Below are 16,353 nucleotides of genomic sequence, written 5' to 3' on the forward strand. Positions count from 1 at the left end.
ACGACCGCTCGCGAGGCTCCCGCCCGCGGGGGCCGATCATGGCCGTCGCCGTCATCGCCGGCCTGGCCGTGACCGCCGGCGCCGTCGCCAGTTGCAGCGATTCGGGCCCGGCCTTCTGGCGGCGAGGCGACAACGCCGCCGCCAACGCCTGCCCACGGCCGCAGTCGGTCACCGGCCAGGAATTCAACGCCCAGGAAACGGGCCTGCGCCAGTTGCGTCGCGGGGCCTTCCGCGGCGACTTCTTCGCCCAGCTGGAGCTCGGCGCTCGCTATGCGGCGCTGCGGGCCATCGACAAGAATATCGAGGACCCGATCGAGAGCGCGGTCTGGACCGGCATGGCCCTGGCCAACGATGAGGGCTACGCCCCGATCAACCGGACGGATCGTGGGGGCTTCTTCGGCGGCCTGCGCAATGTGTCGCGCTACGACGATTGCCGGGCCTGGGAACGCCACGTCGCCTACGAGCGGCTGGACAACCAGTTGTCCCGCATGACGATGGAGGAGCAGTCCGAGGTCCGGAACCGCATCATCTACGTCCTGTCGACCCAGGATGCGGACGGTTTCCGCACCCTGGCCCGCCTGCACGACGCCCTCTACGGACCGTTCGGCGAGCCCCAGGACAACGCCCAGGCGCGCGAGGCATGGGGCCGCAATTCCGGAGGCCAGCCTGATCGGCGGCGCACCGGCTATTATGCGGCCGTCAGCCTGTTCCCCCGCAACGACGTCGACGCCTATCTCTACAACTACCTCGCGGTTCAGACGGGCGACGTCGGGGCCTATGTCCTGCTGAAGGATTTCGAACGGTCCTCGCCCGGCCGATCCCGCTACGGCGCCTTCGTCGAGGCCAAGGCGCGCCAGTGGGTGCCGCCCTATGAATTCTATCCGAACCAGGCCCCGGCCTCGGGCGTGCCCTTCTCGGACGAGAGCCGCCCGCGCGGCGACGCCTACGAATATGCGCTCGGCCGGATGACGGAGTTGCCCTTCGTCCACGTCGGTCGGGCCTTGCGCTATCTCGGCGTGACCGAGACCGTGGCGAACGCGCCGAACGACCTGTCGGCGCGCCAGATCCAGACGCTGGAGGCGATGCTCGGCCACAACATGGAATCGCGGCTGTCGTATCTGGAGATGGTGCGCGCCATCCAGTTGGCGGCGGTTAACGGCTCGTCCGAGGCCCAGCTGGTCCTGGCGGTGATGTATTCCGAAGGCATCGGCGTCCCTCCCGACTACGCCCGCGCCTTCCACTGGTATTCCCAGGCCGACAAGCAGGGCAGCCCTGAGGCCAAGTTCGCCATCTCGACCTATTTCGCGCTCGGCGTCGCCGGGGTCGCGGATCAGGACAAGGCGGAGGCGGTCGCCGCCCGCATCGATTCTGCGCTGGCCGGCTTCGGCCCGTCCGCCTCTCGCCTGCAGGCCGTCCTGGCCCAGGTTTCCCGTTCGCAGCGCCGCTAAGGAGGGGCTGATCCGATGAAGACGCTGACCATCGCCGTTTCCGCCCTGGCCATCGCCGCCGGCCTGACGGTCGCGGCCCCTGACGCACAGGCCCAGACGGCCGCGCGGATCGAAAGCCAGACCCGCCCGAATTTCGGCCTGCTGCTGGATCCGCCCGCGAGCCAGAGCCGGCGTCAGCACCGGCCGCGCCGCTGGAACTACGACACGCACCGCCCCGACTGGCGGCCCGGCCATCAGCCTCCCTACGGCGGCCCGATCATCCCCGGCGGCGAGGAGATCGTCCTGGTCGACTGCGGCGGCAATCCGGGCACAGGCGGGGTCGAGGCCGCGGTCCAGCGCGTGCGCCCCGGCGGCACTCTTGTCATCCGCGCGCGCGGCGGCGCCTGCGTCGGCTGGCTGAACGTCGACAAGCCCATGACCATTATCGGGGAGGGCGGCTTCGATCCGCGCCGCTGGAACGAAGGCTCGGCCATCACCCTTCAGGCCCCGGACGGTCTGCCCTGCATCACCGTGGCGTCCGGCGTGCGGCTGGAGCTGCGCGATGTCGTCCTGGCCTCGCCGCGCGGCGGGGACGCGGCCTGTATCGTCAGCTATGGCGGCCAGATCGTCGCCAACCGTCTCGGCATCCGTCATGCGGGCGACGAGGCGGCCATCTATGCCGACGGCGGCGCGGTCGACCTGCGCGACACGATCATTGACGCCCAGACCATCGCCCCGGCCATCGTCGCCGACGGCGCGACCCTGAACCTGTGGGAGACGGTCATCTCCGGTTCCCAGTCCGGCATCGAGATCGTGCCCGGCAACGCCGATCCGTCGCTTATCGATTCGGTGACCCTCAGCGGGACCGAGACGCCCAACAACTTCGGCCCGCGCTCCATCGGCCTGGCGGTGCGGTCGCGCCGCGACTACGGCCGGGTGGAGGTCGTCAACACCAGGATCTGCGGCTTCTCCGAGGGCGTGGCGGTCGAGGGGGCCTCGGTCACGGTCTCGGCATCCAAGATCTGCCGGGCCGACAAGGGCGCGGTCCTCTACAACGGTGAACTGACCCTGACCGACAGCCGCGTCCGCGCGGGCTCGGTTGGCGTGGCGGTCCAGTCCGGCCGCGCCATTGTCACCAACAACACCTTCGTAGGCATGCGCAAGGTCTTCGATCAAGAGTACCGGGCCACTCTGGACGCCTCGGGCAACCGTGTCTGGTCCGATGAACTGTGCCGGCCGCGCTGGGAGCCGCGCTACCGCGATCGCTATGCGCCCCAGTGGTACCAGAGCCCGGATCAGGGCTACGAGTGCCAGTACACCGCCTATCCCCGCGACTGGTGGGACGAAATGGACGGCGCCTACGGCGATCCCTACGAGTCATATTCCTACATGCCGGACAACTACGGCCGCTTCCAGCAGGGCGACGGCTGGTACGATTCCAACGGCCGCTATGTCGACGGCGGCCGGGTCCGGGGCGAGGATCGCTGGCGCAGATAGGCGAGGGTGGTAGGCGCGGAGGGACTCGAACCCCCAACCAGACCGTTATGAGCGGTCGGCTCTAACCATTGAGCTACGCGCCCCCGAACCGCTGGACCCAGGGCGGACGCCCGGCCTAGCAGGGGAGGCCGCGCCGGGAAAGAGCCCGAACCCTGTCGGTGATTTCATCCCGATGAACGGTTTCTGCCGATGCGGCCGCTCCCGCCGTTCAGGCGTTCAAGGCCAAGGTTCCGCCACGGCCTCCGCAGAGAACGGGGGCCGTCCCAGGTTTCGTTCTCGATGAGGATTTCTTTCATGACCCGCACGCTCAAGGCCCTGATGGCCGCCACGGCGCTGACCGCGTTCGCCGCCCCCGCCGCCTTCGCCCAATCTTCGCCGGGAGGGGCCACTCCAATGCAGGTGCATGCGATGGCTGCTCAACCCGCCCTCAACCTGTCCGCCTATGGCGAGGTCCGGGTCGCGCCCGACATGGCCACCATCACCTTCGGCGTCACGACGGAGGGGACGACCGCCCAGGCCGCCATGGCTGACAACGCGCGCCGAATGCAGGAGGTGTTGGCCGCCCTGAGTGGCGCGGGCATCGCCGACCGCGATATCCAGACCTCGGGCCTGAACCTGTCGGCCCAGTACGACTACGTCGAGAACCAGCCGCCCCGTCTGCGCGGCTACCAGGCCTCCAACCAGGTCACGGTGATCATCAACGACCTGACGAAGGTCGGTACCACGGCCGACGTCGTGGTCTCCGCCGGCGTCAACCAGATCAACGGCATCGCCTTCGGCCTGAAGGATCCCAAGGCCGCCGAGGACCAGGCCCGCGTCCTGGCCGTCCGCGCCCTGCAGGACAAGGCGCGCCTCTACGCCCAGGCCCTGGGCGTCGAACTGGGCGCCATCCGCTCCCTGAACGAAGGCGGCGGCTACACGTCCCAGCCGCCGATGCCGATGTACGCGGCCCGTCTGCAGATGGCCGACAGCGCCTCGACCCCGGTCGCGGCTGGCGAACTGACCGTGCGGATCGACATCACCGGGACGTATGATCTGGGTAGGTAATCCTGAACCCTCTCCCGTCGGGAGAGGGTTTAAGGCTCGTAGAGCGCTGCGATGCGCGAAGCCGAAAGGGTGAGGGTCGTGCGTTCCCGGCGACTCACGCCCCTCACCCGACCGCGCCAGCACGGCGGCTATCGCCGCCGTGCGCACTCTCCCTCTCCCACCGGGAGAGGGAGCTATCTTTCTGATACACCTCCTGTTGCAGTACTCTCCCGGCTCCCTATGTTACCGTTCAAGCAACAGCGCTGCGGGACGTCCTGCGGCCGGAGAGACTTCGATGATCGAGCGCAGACCGTTCGAGAGCCTGGGTGGCGCCAACCATGGCTGGCTCAACGCCAAACACCATTTCTCCTTCGCCAACTACTATGACCCTGCGCGTATGAGCTGGGGCAATCTGCGCGTCTGGAACGACGACGAGATCGCCGCCGGCTCGGGCTTTCCGCCCCACCCGCACTCGGACATGGAGATCATCACCTATGTCCGCGAAGGGGCCATCACCCACGAGGACAGCCTGGGCAACAAGGGCCGTACCGAGGCCGGCGATGTCCAGGTGATGAGCGCCGGCACCGGCATACGCCACGCGGAGTACAACGCCGAAGCCACCCTGACGCGGATCTTCCAGATCTGGATCGCGCCGACCAGGCGCGGCGAGGCCCCGGCCTGGGGCGCCAAACCCTTCCCCAGGGGTGAGCGGGCCGGACAGTTCGTGGTCCTGGCCTCCGGTTTCGACAGCGATGTCAGCGAAGAGGGAGGGGGCGCCCTGCCGATCCGCACCGACGCCCGCATCGTCGGTGCGACCCTGAAGGCCGGCGAGAGCGCCACCTATCCCCTGGGCGCATCGCGTCGCGCCTATCTGGTTCCGGCCATCGGCGAGGTCGAGGTCAACGGCGTCCGCCTGAGCGCGCGTGACGGCGCGGCCATCTCGGAGGAGGCGACGATCACGGTCACGGCCGTCAACGACGCCGAGATCGTCCTGGTCGACGCCGCCTGACATCCGAGGCTGATTTGCCTGGCGGCCCTGGCGCCCGGACGGTCCGTCGAACCGCCAGACCAGGCGTCTCCTCCCTGTTCGCCACTTGGCGGACAGGGAGGAGACCCTTCTTCAGATCACAGCACCCCGATCATGCTCGCGACCAGCGGGTGACGGACGATGTCGCCCTCGGCCAGCCGGACCACCGCGATCTCCGGTACCGCCTCCAGACGCTGGGCGATGTCCCCGAGGCCCGACAGCGAGGGCAGAAGGTCGGTCTGGCCGGGATCGCCCGTGACCACCATCGTCGAATGCCAGCCCAGCCGCGTCAGCAGCATCTTGAGCTGCACGTAGGTGCAGTTCTGGGCCTCGTCGATGACGATGAAGGCGTTGTTCAGGGTGCGGCCGCGCATGTAACCGACCGGCGCGATCTCGATCAGCCCTTCGGCCATCAGCGCCCCGACCCGTTTCATGGTCAGGCGATCGGACAGGGCGTCGTACAGGGGGCGCAGGTAGGGCGCGAGCTTGTCCTCCATGGCCCCGGGAAGGAAACCGATCGATTCGCCGGCCTCGACGGCGGGGCGCGACAGGACAATGCGGCCGATCTTGCCGGCTTCCAGCGCCTCGACCGCCTTGGCGACCGCCAGATAGGTCTTGCCCGTGCCTGCCGGGCCCAGCGCCACGGTCAGGTTGTGGGTGTCGATGGCGTTCAGCAGTTCGGCCTGTCCCTCGGACTTGGGCTTCAGCGTCTTCAGATAGGCCTGGTCCCTGTCATCATTGGACGGATGTGGCGACCATGCGCTCCGCGTGTGCGGAGTCGGCAGGCGGCGGATCTTCGCATCCTGTCCATAGTCGGGTCCGTCGAAGGCCCCTCCATCGCGGGTTTGACGCTTCAGGGTTGCGCGCTTGGCCATCAGTGCCTCCAGGGCATGAAAAAAGGCGATGCTGCGAAAGCATCGCCTCGAACGAGGGTGGCGAGGAGAGGGGAGGCGCAGAAGCGGCATCCGGGGTCGGAGATGTATCCCACATCCAGCGGGAGAACCCGCCGCATACCCGAACGCGTCACGTACGCCCCCAAGGCTCTGACCGGACCGGGATTGATCCGGCTTCGGACTCGGGGCCGAAATGGCGACCTCGAATCGCATCAACAGAATGATGCTATCGTGGTTAGCGAAGGGTTAAAGCCCTCATTTGCTTAAGAATAAGGTGATACTTCCATGACGATCTATTCGCTGGCGGACAAGAAACCGCAGCTTCCGCCAGAGGGCGAATACTGGATCGCGGACAATGCTGTCGTCGCAGGAGACGTGATTCTGAGGTCGGGCGCCAGCGTCTGGTTCGGGGTGACTGTCCGCGGCGACAACGAGCCGATCACCATTGGCGAGAACACCAACATCCAGGACGGCAGCGTGCTGCATTCCGACCCCGGTTCGCCCCTGACCATCGGCCGTGACGTGACAGTGGGGCACAAGGTCATGCTCCACGGGTGCACGGTCGGCGACAACAGTCTGATCGGCATCGGGGCCGTCATCCTGAACCGGGCGGTGATCGGAAGGGACTGCCTGATTGGCGCCAACGCCCTGATACCCGAAGGCAAGGTGATTCCCGACGGCTCCCTGGTCATGGGTCAGCCCGGGAGGGTCATCCGCGAACTGGACGCAGGCCAGATCTCCGCCCTGACGGCCTCGGCGCAGCACTATGTGCAGAACTGGAAGCGGTATGCCCAAAGTTTCCTCCCCGTCGCATAGCGACCGGAAGGAGACGAATTATGCGATCCTGCGCCCATCCAGTGCGGCCAGCGTCAGCGGCGCGCGGCTCTGCGTCCCCACGCCGATTGACAGTCGCGCCGTGAGTGGGCCGACGGCCTCGCGGCGGCGCTCCTGTTCGGCCACCGGCTGATAAAGGCCGATAAGACGATCCGCGCTCCCGTCGGGCCGGCGCATCGGGGCGATGACGATCTCCAGCACGCCCCTCAGCCGCGCGGCCTCGGCGACCATGACCACCGGCCGGGCCTCCCGGAAGGTCTGGACGACGGCGCTGGCCACCAGCGGCCGGCTTTCCGGGGCCCAAAGCTCCAGCCATGAAACCCCGCGCATCGGGCGGCCGTGCAGGGTTTCGACCCAGGCGCCGGCCAGCCGGAAGGTCGCGCCTTCCAGAGCGCGGTCGGCGCTGAACAATTGCGGGACCAGCCGTCCCAGCCGCATCGGATCGAAGGCGGTGCGCTCAGGGATCCGCCCGGCCTCGGGCAGGGCCGCCCAGTGGTCAATCAGATTTTGCGTGCCGGGATGGAACATCGCTCTCGCCTTCGAGAGGCCTCGCGCAAAGGCCGGACCATCGCCTTGGCAACGGAAACGAAAGACCTTTGCCGCCAGATGTCAGGCTGAACCGGCCCGCGCCCCGCGCGACGCCGTCGAACTGTTGCAGGAGCCCAGCCCATGCGGGTGCGGATCAAGACCTGGCTGCCGGCCCTTGCCGGCGCCGTCGGCCTCTGGAGCCTGGCCAGCGCCGCGGGCTCGGCCCAGTGCACGGCCGGCTGTCCGCCGCCGCCGCCGCCGCCCTGCGACACGGGCTGCAACCCGCCTCCGCCGCCACCCCCTCCGCCGCCTCCGCCGGATTGCTGCACCCATCCCGGGCCGCCCGACTACCCACCGCCGGGCGACATCAACATCAACGTCAATGTGAACGCCAACGCGAATGCCTCAGCGTCTTCGCGCGCGGGAATCAACGCTCGCGTCGGCGGATACGGCAACCTGCGCGGCGGTGGCGGGGGCTCAGCCTATTTCAATGTCGATCAGCCCTATCCCACGGTCATCCAGAACCTGAACGTCGAGGCCGGGGCCGTCGCCCAGATCATCCGCGTACCCTACGAAGCGCGTCGTCGCTGGGAAAAGCGCGTCGTCATCCAGGCCTTCTGCATCGATGATCGCGACATCCCGCATCCCGCCTCCCAGGTGACGCCAGACCGCGACATCTCCGACAGCTACGAAGGCGAGCTCTACCGCTGCATCGCCGGCACCCACCTGCAGGTCACCTGGTCGGAATGGGCGGGCCAGGTCGGCATCGGCGGCCAGGGCGGCGAAACCTTCGCCTGCGAGAAGGGTAACGCCCTGTGGCGCGACCGTTCGGGTGAGATCATCTGCCGGGTCCAGCGCCCGGAACGCGACTGCAACGAGCGCTCGCTGCTTCGCCGCTACGGCGCGGGCGTGAAGGTCGTGACCTGGATCCGTGAGGAGATCTACACCGAATACCGCGAGGAAACGGTCATGGCGGCCGGCGCCTCGATCGTCGGGGCGACCATGATGCTGGACGGCGGCGTCGGCGGCCGGGTGTTCTAGTCTGAACGCCTGACAACGGGCCGTTCAGCCTGGGCGCATCCGCCGAGGCGTAATGTTCAATCGTCGGTCATCGCCGGCGATCCTGAGTGAAGACTTGGCCCCGGAGCGAAAGCCCCGGGGCCTTTTTCGTCCTACTGGGCAGGGGCAGGGGCAGGGGCATTGGCCGAGACGACCGAGGCCTCCCACGCCTTGTCCGGGACCAGATACAGCCGCGCCGCGGCCTGGATGTCGGCCGGGGTGACGGCCTCGAAGTCGGTGATCAGGGTGGTGATCTGCTCGACCTCGCCGGGGTCGGCCGCCACGCCTTCCAGGGCGCCCAGCCAGAACTCGTTGCCCGCCTGGCTGCGGCGCAACGATTCGATGATGGGAGCCCGGGCCCGCGTCAGCTCATCCTCCGTGATCGGCGCGTCGCGCAGCGAGGAGGCGATCGTGTCAACCGCCGCGAAGAACGGCCCTTGATTCTCCGGCGTGGTCTGGGCCGTCACCGACACCGAACCGTAGCCGGCATAGACGTCCGAGGACGACGAACTCACCCCGGGCGAATAGGCGAGGGCCTGCTTCTCGCGAATCTCCTCCGTGACACGCAGCTCCATCACCGCCGCCAGGAGGCGAATCTTGCGGGACTCTGTCTCGTCGCCGATCGAATCGGTCGTCGGCCAGGCGACATAGCCCAGCGCCTGTTCGGCCGGCCCCGTATGGGTCAGACGCACGGGCTCGGCCGTGCCGGCGGGGAAGCGCAGGATATCACCACCGGCCGGCGGCGTCGGCGCGGGGCCGCGGGCGGGCAGGGCGGCCAGGGTCGCGCCCACGGCGGCGATCGCAGCGTCGACGGTCACGTCACCGACCATCACCACATCGACCGGCCCCTGCGACAGGCCTTGGATGAGATCCGACTTGAGCTGGTCGTTGGACCAAGCGGCCACGGCCGCCGCCGTCGGGAGGGCCTGACGGGCGTCGCCGGAGGCCAGAAGCGCGCCGGCCTGCAGGGCGAAGGCGCCGCCGGGGGTCGCGCTCTGCTGAGCGATGATCTGGGGCCACTGCGCCCTGATCTGCTCGAACGGGGCGGGGCGCACCGCCGGGTCGATCAAGAAAGCCGTCAGGACCTGCATTTCCAGCTCCAGATCCTGCGGGCGGGTGCTTCCTGACAGCTGATAGGCGTCGCCCGCAACCGTCAGGTTCGCGCCGTAGATGCGGCCGCTGAGGACGCGGTTCAGCTCATCGGCCGTCAGCTTGCCGAGGCCGCCGGCGGTGAAGACAAAACCGGCCAGCGAACGGGGATCGCTGCGGTCCGTCGGCAGGCTCAACTCTCCCAGACCGGTGCGGATGCTGACCAGTATCTGCTCGTCGCGGAAGGCCGTCGGCTTAACCGTCAAGGTCGTGCCGTTGGCGAAGGTCGCGATCGTGGCGCCCAGTGCGGTGACCTCACGGCGGGCTGTGGGCTGGGCCGGAGCTCCAAAGCTGGCGTATGGCCATTCAAGCGCGGCCTGCGCCTGCGGAGCGGTGACCGCCACGGCCTGGGACGTTTCCAGCATGGCTGTCACGGCCGCTTCGCCGCCTTCGATCGGCGCCGGGGTGACTACGAGGGCCAGCGGGCCCTGACCCTGGAAGACGGAGGCGACGGCGGTGTTGACCGTGGCCGGCGTCAGTCCTTTGAGGGTGCTGTTGAAGAGTTCGAGCGTGGTCTGGGGCGTTACGAAGACGCGGTCGTCGTTGACGGCGTTCAACAGGGAGTTGGCGAGGCCGGGCGTGGTGCGGGTCGCAACGGACGCTACGGCGTTCTCCAGCCGGGCGCGGGTGTCCGTGATCTCGCGGGCCAGCTCGGCTTCGGTCACGCCGAACTCAACCAGACGCCGCTTCTCCTGCTCGATCGTCTCAAGCGCGCGCTGAAGACCGCCCGGATTGAAGGCGGCGGTCAGGAAACCCCGATCGAGACTGTCGAAGAAGGTCTCGGTCTGCGCTCCTGCGCCGATAAGCGGTGGATTGTCTGCCCGCGCCAGCTCGCCAAGACGGCGGTTCAGGACGGCGAGGCCGAGGCTGCGAACGAGCCTCGACTGGCGTTCGGCGACGGAATCGGGATCAAGGTCGGGGTTCTGGATCCAGCTCAGCTCCACCGTGGACTGCACGCCCGGCTCGACCAGAACGCGGGTTTCGGCCCCGCGTGCCGCGACCTGGCCAAGGTCGGGTTCAGGACCATCCGACGCCCTGGGCTCCCAGCCTTCGAACGCACCCCGAATCTTGGCTTCCATCTGGTCGACGTCGAAATCGCCGACGGCGAGGAAGGTCGCCCGCGACGGGCGGTAGTAGGCCTCATAGAAGGCGACGAAACGGTCCCGGGGCGCTGTCCGGATCACGTCCATATTGCCGATGGGCAAGCGTTCAGAGGCGCGCTGGCCGGGAGCCAGCAAGGCGAGCCGCGCCGCGAAGGCCCGCCGGGCCGGCGAGTTGCCGGTCCGCTCCTCGCCCTGGATGACGCCCCGCTCGGAGTCGATCGCATCAGCGGCCATCAGGGCTTCCGAAACCTGTTCGCGCATGATGCGAAGGGCCGCGTCGACAGTCTCGTCATCCGTTCGCGGCAGCTCCAGAATATAGGCGGTCTGGTCCAGGCTGGTGAAGGCGTTGGTGTCGGCGCCGAAGGCCAGACCCAGCCGTTCCAGGATACGCAGCAACTCGTTCTCCGGGATGTTGGTCGTCCCGTTGAAGGCCATATGCTCCATGAAGTGAGCCAGACCCTGCTCATCGTCGTCCTCCATCAGGGAGCCCGCGTCGATGCGCAGTCGCAGGGACGCCTGGCTTGGAGGGGTGGCGTTGCGAAGGATCGCATAGCGCATGCCGTTGGCCAGGATGCCGTAGCGGACGGCCGGGTCGGCGGGAATATCGCTGGTCGCCTGGGCCCACGCGTTTGACGGCTGCGCCGTAGTCTGGGCGACCGCAGGCAAGGCGGCCAGGAGCGCCAGCCCTGAAGCGGCGACGAGAAGAAGACGACGGGCGTTGATCATGCGAGCTCCGGGTGGATGAAACCGCGCCGGCCGGCGCGGCTCAACTAAAGAATGAGGAAAATAATCCGGCAACCCCTGCCGGTTGTTCCCATCATCACCTTGAACCGGGGCACGTGTAAACTAAACTTTACGTCAGGAGCCGGGTCGCGACACGTAGAAGGTCGCGGTATTGCCGATGGCGTTGGCTCCGGTCGTCACTGAACGGCCGCTTCCGCGGATCGTCGTCGTGGCCGTCGCCGAGACGGTCCCGGAGTTCGTCTGGGCGTTGGTGACGTCCATATAGCCGTCGCACTGGGAACAGGCGTAGCCGGTGACGGAGTTTCCGACGGCCTCGGCTGCGACACGGGCGTCGTAGCCGTTCGCGCCGTCGAAGCTGGCCGAGACCTCGACGCCGCCGGAGTTCACCTGGGAGTTGTCGATCTCCAGATAGCGGTCATTGTTGCCGATCGAGACCTCGTTGCCCGTCCCGTAGGCATTTGAGGTCGCCGCGCCGAAGTCGTAGCTGGTAACCCGGCTGGCGGTCTGGATCTGCGACAGGTTCGACTGGTCGGTCGTCACGACGGCCGAGCCGCCCTGATTGTAGAGAACGGCCTGGTTGCCCGTGGCGCGCGCGCGGCCGGCCAGGTCCCAGGCATTGCCGGAGTTGGCGCTGGTCGAGGCGGTGACCTGGTCCCCGGCCTGACGCTGGCGGAGGGTCAGGTCCTGGCTCGAGGCGAGGCCGGAGTTGACCAGGACCGAGTTGCCGATCGACTGGCTTATGAACTCGCCCGTCTCGGGGATGTATTGCGTGCCCGCGAAATTCTCGGCGCGGACCCCGGCGGCGGAGTTCTGGATCACCGTGCCCTGGACATGCGAGCCGCTCGCCCCGATGGCCGTGGTATTGGCGACGGCGGTGACGCCGACCGAAGCGCCGCCGATCAGGCGCGCGGAGGATCCCGTGATCGTCGAAGAGGCGGTGACCTCCGACGGCTCGACGCTCTGGGACGATTCGATTGTCAGGTCGCCGCCGTAGGCCCCGGCCGCCAGATAGTTGCCGCGCGCCTGGGTCGTCGCATTTACCGGCCCCTCGGTGTCGCCGGTCAGCGTCAGTGTGGTGGTCGCGCGGGTATTGCCGCGCATCGTCTGGGTCGAGGTCAGGGCCAGCGAATCGTTCTCGACCGAGCCGGACAGGCTGTTGCCCTGGGCGGCGTTGTTCACGGCCACCTCGCCCGTCGCGCCCTCGACGTTCAGGGTCTGGCCCGCGATGACGTCGCCGAGCTGAAGCTGCTGGTTCAGGACGATCGAACGGTCCTGAGCGAAGGCCTCAGTAGCGGCTACGACGCACATCGCCGTCGCGGCGATCGTGCCAGCGAGACGGATCGGCGCGAGTCTGGCCATTGTTCGTTCCCGTGTTGTCATAGGCGGCGTAGTAGCCGCCGGTCGCGCCCACCGTGTTCAGAGGGTCGTTGGCGGCGTCGAGACAGACTTCTGGCCCCGGCGCGCCGTACAGATTCGCCATCATCTCCAGCGTGGCGCGCTCGATCAGGGCGCGCACCGCCAGCTGGACCGGCTCCATTCCCCCTGTGCCGGCCGAGACGTCGATGACGTTGCCGTTGAGGAAGTCGAACACCCCGGCGGAGATTTCACGGCCGATGATCTGCTTCTGGTAGGAGATGACGTCGACGACTTCCTGAGTGGTGGTCTGGACCAGCCGCAGGTCCAGGGCGATGTTCATCACATAGACCTTGCCCTGGATGATGCCCGAGCCGGGGACGTCGGTGTCCGTCTCACCCACGGCGGCGTCGAAGCCGGCCGAGCGGATATTGTAGTTCACCTCGGTAATGCCGCCGGCGATGTAGAAGTCCGAGCCCGGCACCTGACCCGCCAGAATCCGGCGATAGTTCGGCTCCTCCGCCGTGCCGCCCTGGTCGCCGATCAGGCGATTGTTGGCGTAGCGGAGCTCCATCTCGGAGATCGAGGTGTCGTAGCGTTCGACGATCTGGGCGCCCGACTTGGCCAACGCCGACATCGCCATGAGGGACGCGCCCTGGGTAATCTGGCGGCCGCCATCGGCCGAGACAGTCCCGGTGTAGTCGGCGATCCGACCCACCGCCATGCGCGGCGAGGGCAGATTGTAGCGCCGGGCATAGTCGGCAAGGCAATACAGCGCCGTCGAATAGGGCGTCGGGTTCGACGTGACCGGCGCATTGCCGATCGGCGTGGCGTACAGGCCGTTCGGCCCCGCCACGGGGCTGACGCAAGCGGACAGCAGTGCGGCGGCCGCGACGGCGACGACGCCGCTCCTGAGCCGGGGAGTAAACGTGCGCACGATCATTCGAAGCCTGTCAGGGTGCCGGTCAGATCCGTTCGGGCAGTGACATTGCCTGTATTGGTCTGGCGCGAGTTGACGATGACCGTGTTGTGGCTGCCCTGGACCACCACGTTCAGATTGTTGCCGATGGCGGTCGAGCCCGCGATCGTCGTGCCTTGTGAGCCGCCGACGCCGCCGGAGTATGTGTTCGACACGCCGCCCGACTGGCGGGAATAGGCCGAGGCGCCGGCCTGGATGATTCCATCGACGATCAGGCGATTGCCATTTGCATCCCGCGTCGATCCGGTCTGGGCCGCGCTGACCGATTGCCGGGCGCCGCCGTAGCCGTTCTGCATGCTCGACAGGCCGGCCGAGCCGCTCGTCTGCGCCAGGGCTGCGCCCGGAGCTGCCAAAGCGACGGTCAGCAGGGCGATGAACGTCCTTTTGAAGGGCATTTCGGCCAATCCCACGCGAACACGGTTAACGGCCGCCACGTCGCGGTCCGCCTGCCAAAGTGCGTTATGGTTATTAAGAAGCGCTTATTGCTGCGCTTAATGCGGAAACCGCTGCTGGCCTGACGGTGGGCCCGTCCAATTATCGCAGCGGCTGGTCCGAACCTGGCCGCCCACTTGATCGCCCGGTCGGATGGTAGGCCCGAAAACGTGAACAGTCATAAGGGGCGGCGCTGATCGTCTTCAAGAAGCACTTGAGATTGGTCAGCCCTTTCCGCATTTGAGCGGGATGGAGCCGATGCCCGACCGATTCGCCGGTCCGCCCCCAAGGGAACGCATCTTCAATGCGCCGCTGCTGGCGGTGCTGCTGGCTGCCTCGATGCCGGCGCTCTACGTTCTTCAGGAGCGGTCGCGCGACAATTGGCTGGGGCTGGCCTTCGCTCCGATCGATCTCGGCGAGGGGCGCTACGGCGGACTGTTCACCTCCATGCTGGTGCACGGCGGCTGGGTCCATGCTCTGATGAATGCGATCGCCGCCCTGACATTCGGTGCGCCGGTCGCGAGACTGTTCCGCGGACCGGTCGGCGCAGGGGTGTTTCTTGCTCTTTATCTATGCGCCGGAATTTTTGCGACGCTGGGCTATGGCCTCGTCCATCTCGGCAGCCCGGACCCGCTGGTCGGAGCATCGGGCGCGGTGTTCGGTCTGATCGGGGCTGCGACTCGCCTGCTGGGCGGAGGAGGGCGGGTCCTGCCCCTGACCAGCCGCAGCGTCATCACCACCTCCATCGCCTGGATGGGCATCAACGCCGTCGTCGGCCTGATCGGGTTCGCGCCCGGCGCCGAGGGCGCGAGAATCGCCTGGGAGGCCCACGCCTTCGGCTTCCTGTTCGGCATTCTGGCCATCGGCCCCCTGGCGCGTCTGTTCGCGCGGCCCGACGAAAGGTTTGATTCGTCGGGCGGTCTGGGCAATCCTCTCGCCTGAAGCGGCTTCGGTCCTTCGGCCGAAGGCCGTTCCCAAGAGCATTAGGAAAGGAGCCGCGCTGTGCTGGTCGCAGAAATCCTCAAGAGCAAGGGAGGCGATGTGTTCAGCGTCGCACCCGACATCACCCTCTCCGACGCCTGCGCCGAGCTGGACAGCCGGCGGGTCGGCGCACTGATCGTCTGCGACGGCGACCGCGTCGTCGGCGTCATCTCGGAGAGAGATGTCGTCAAGGCTGTCGCCGCCGACGGAGTCGCCGGCCTCGCCAGGCCCGTGTCCGTCTATATGACCAGAGACGTTGTCTTCGCCGAGCCGGGCGAGACGGTCGCGATCCTGATGGGGCGGATGACGGATCGCCGGATCCGCCATCTGCCGGTGTTGAAGGACAACCGATTGAGCGGCGTCATCTCTATCGGTGACGTGGTGAAGTGCCAGATCGCCGAGGCCACCCATGAGGCCGAGAGCCTGCGGACCTATATAGCGGCGGGTTGAGCCGCTGAGCGACAAGGCTCGCTGAACCGGACTCGGTGTGAATCTTCGTGCGCCACAACAATGCCGCTTGCGGACGAAGATGCCCCTACGTATATCGCCATCTCGCTCGGAGACGGGCTGGCCACCGGGGCCTCGGGGACGCAAGTCTCCAGGGACCCGGAGGAAAACGGGGACTAAAAACCCTTGCTTCCACGGCCGGTTCCACATAGTCTCCGCGCTCCAATCGAATCGCCTCGGTAACGAAACGGGGAAGCCAGCGTGGCTTTCCCGGGCGGTATTTTGCGGACTGAAGGCTTCGGTTTTCGTGTCCGCGGAATGGCTGAAGAGCCCGGTTGACACGGGGTGCGGCCTTCCTTAGGAAGCCGCCTCCGCCGCCCTTCAGGGGGCCGGAAACGCCGACAGAAGTTCTGTTAAAAGAACAACTTGACGCAGGAATCGGAGGCGACTACATCGCCGCCTCCGCCGACCTCCGGGTCGGTTCGGCCTCAGGAACCTCTTCCAAAAGAAGTTCTTGACACAGACTTAAGAGGCGACTAGAGCGCCGCCTCCGCCGCTCACCGGCGCTAAACAGTGGGGCCGGTTCTTCCGGTTTTGGTCTTTGACATTGTAGATTTGGAAAGAGAAACGCAGGCGGCGGTGTCCTAGCGATGACCAGTAATGGTCATTACGATGATACTGACACTCTGCGGTCTTTTTGAAAGATACAACCATGTCGGTTGGGCCCTAGGGTCTGATCGAAGTGGTTCTCGTCAAAAATACGTAGAACTAATGCCCACCGGCCTTTCGAGGTTGGTGATGCTTTAGTCAGATAGTCAACTCAACCTGAGAGTTTGATCCTGGCTCAGAGCGAACGCTGGCGGCAGGCCTAACA

General features: G+C 67.1%; 14 protein-coding genes and 1 tRNA gene. 8 read left to right on the top strand and 7 right to left on the bottom strand.

Annotated elements, in window-relative coordinates:
• Positions 1-38 precede the first annotated feature (38 nt).
• Complete coding sequence (locus ACP7A5_RS03395; protein WP_426040584.1) at positions 39-1,448, top strand: tetratricopeptide repeat protein; 1,410 nt, start codon at positions 39-41, stop codon at positions 1,446-1,448.
• Positions 1,449-1,463: 15 nt separating this feature from the next.
• Complete coding sequence (locus tag ACP7A5_RS03400) at positions 1,464-2,924, top strand: hypothetical protein (protein WP_426040585.1); 1,461 nt, start codon at positions 1,464-1,466, stop codon at positions 2,922-2,924.
• 7 nt (positions 2,925-2,931) lie between these two features.
• Here ACP7A5_RS03400 and ACP7A5_RS03405 read toward each other — a convergent pair.
• Positions 2,932-3,007 (bottom strand) — tRNA-Ile (locus ACP7A5_RS03405).
• A gap of 211 nt (positions 3,008-3,218) precedes the next feature.
• On the opposite strand from ACP7A5_RS03405, the gene ACP7A5_RS03410 reads away from it, so the two are divergent.
• Positions 3,219-3,971: an SIMPL domain-containing protein gene (locus tag ACP7A5_RS03410; protein ID WP_426040586.1), complete on the top strand. Its 753-nt coding sequence runs from the start codon at positions 3,219-3,221 to the stop codon at positions 3,969-3,971.
• 274 nt (positions 3,972-4,245) lie between these two features.
• Positions 4,246-4,959: a pirin family protein gene (locus ACP7A5_RS03415; protein WP_426040587.1), complete on the top strand. Its 714-nt coding sequence runs from the start codon at positions 4,246-4,248 to the stop codon at positions 4,957-4,959.
• A 116-nt stretch (positions 4,960-5,075) separates the two neighbouring features.
• Here ACP7A5_RS03415 and ACP7A5_RS03420 read toward each other — a convergent pair whose 3' ends face one another.
• The gene (locus tag ACP7A5_RS03420) at positions 5,076-5,864 is read right to left on the bottom strand and encodes a PhoH family protein (RefSeq protein WP_426036928.1); all 789 of its coding nucleotides are present in this window, start codon (positions 5,862-5,864) and stop codon (positions 5,076-5,078) included.
• Between the two features lie 291 nt (positions 5,865-6,155).
• On the opposite strand from ACP7A5_RS03420, the gene ACP7A5_RS03425 reads away from it, so the two are divergent.
• A complete protein-coding gene (locus ACP7A5_RS03425; RefSeq protein ID WP_426040588.1) occupies positions 6,156-6,686 on the top strand; it encodes a gamma carbonic anhydrase family protein in 531 nt (176 codons plus the stop codon).
• Positions 6,687-6,704: 18 nt separating this feature from the next.
• Here ACP7A5_RS03425 and ACP7A5_RS03430 read toward each other — a convergent pair whose 3' ends face one another.
• Positions 6,705-7,232 carry a PAS domain-containing protein gene (locus ACP7A5_RS03430; protein ID WP_426040589.1) on the bottom strand — a complete coding sequence of 176 codons (528 nt, stop codon included), beginning with the start codon at positions 7,230-7,232 and terminating at the stop codon, positions 6,705-6,707.
• 141 nt (positions 7,233-7,373) lie between these two features.
• Here ACP7A5_RS03430 and ACP7A5_RS03435 point away from each other — a divergent pair, with 141 nt between their 5' ends.
• Complete coding sequence (locus ACP7A5_RS03435; protein ID WP_426040590.1) at positions 7,374-8,273, top strand: hypothetical protein; 900 nt, start codon at positions 7,374-7,376, stop codon at positions 8,271-8,273.
• Positions 8,274-8,404: 131 nt separating this feature from the next.
• On the opposite strand, the gene ACP7A5_RS03440 is transcribed toward ACP7A5_RS03435, so the two are convergent.
• The 4 genes from ACP7A5_RS03440 to hfaA all read right to left on the bottom strand — a co-directional run bounded on the left by ACP7A5_RS03440 (position 8,405) and on the right by hfaA (position 14,014).
• Complete coding sequence (locus tag ACP7A5_RS03440) at positions 8,405-11,269, bottom strand: M16 family metallopeptidase (protein WP_426040591.1); 2,865 nt, start codon at positions 11,267-11,269, stop codon at positions 8,405-8,407.
• Between the two features lie 132 nt (positions 11,270-11,401).
• Positions 11,402-12,646 (bottom strand): holdfast anchor protein HfaD, encoded by a 1,245-nt coding sequence (hfaD, locus tag ACP7A5_RS03445; protein ID WP_426040592.1) that lies wholly within the window; start codon positions 12,644-12,646, stop codon positions 11,402-11,404.
• A complete protein-coding gene (gene hfaB / locus ACP7A5_RS03450) occupies positions 12,573-13,583 on the bottom strand; it encodes a holdfast anchoring protein HfaB (protein WP_426040593.1) in 1,011 nt (336 codons plus the stop codon). The genes hfaD and hfaB overlap by 74 nt, the downstream gene beginning before the upstream one ends.
• Positions 13,580-14,014 (bottom strand): holdfast anchoring protein HfaA, encoded by a 435-nt coding sequence (gene hfaA / locus ACP7A5_RS03455; RefSeq protein WP_426040594.1) that lies wholly within the window; start codon positions 14,012-14,014, stop codon positions 13,580-13,582. Before hfaA ends, hfaB begins: the two co-directional genes overlap by 4 nt.
• Positions 14,015-14,309: 295 nt before the next feature.
• On the opposite strand from hfaA, the gene ACP7A5_RS03460 reads away from it, so the two are divergent.
• A complete protein-coding gene (locus ACP7A5_RS03460; protein WP_426040595.1) occupies positions 14,310-14,993 on the top strand; it encodes a rhomboid family intramembrane serine protease in 684 nt (227 codons plus the stop codon).
• A gap of 60 nt (positions 14,994-15,053) precedes the next feature.
• Positions 15,054-15,482: a CBS domain-containing protein gene (locus ACP7A5_RS03465; protein WP_426040596.1), complete on the top strand. Its 429-nt coding sequence runs from the start codon at positions 15,054-15,056 to the stop codon at positions 15,480-15,482.
• Positions 15,483-16,353: the final 871 nt, after the last annotated feature.

Origin of the sequence: Brevundimonas sp. TWP2-3-4b1 (assembly GCF_049897665.1) — a bacterium.
Lineage (GTDB): Bacteria > Pseudomonadota > Alphaproteobacteria > Caulobacterales > Caulobacteraceae > Brevundimonas > Brevundimonas subvibrioides_B.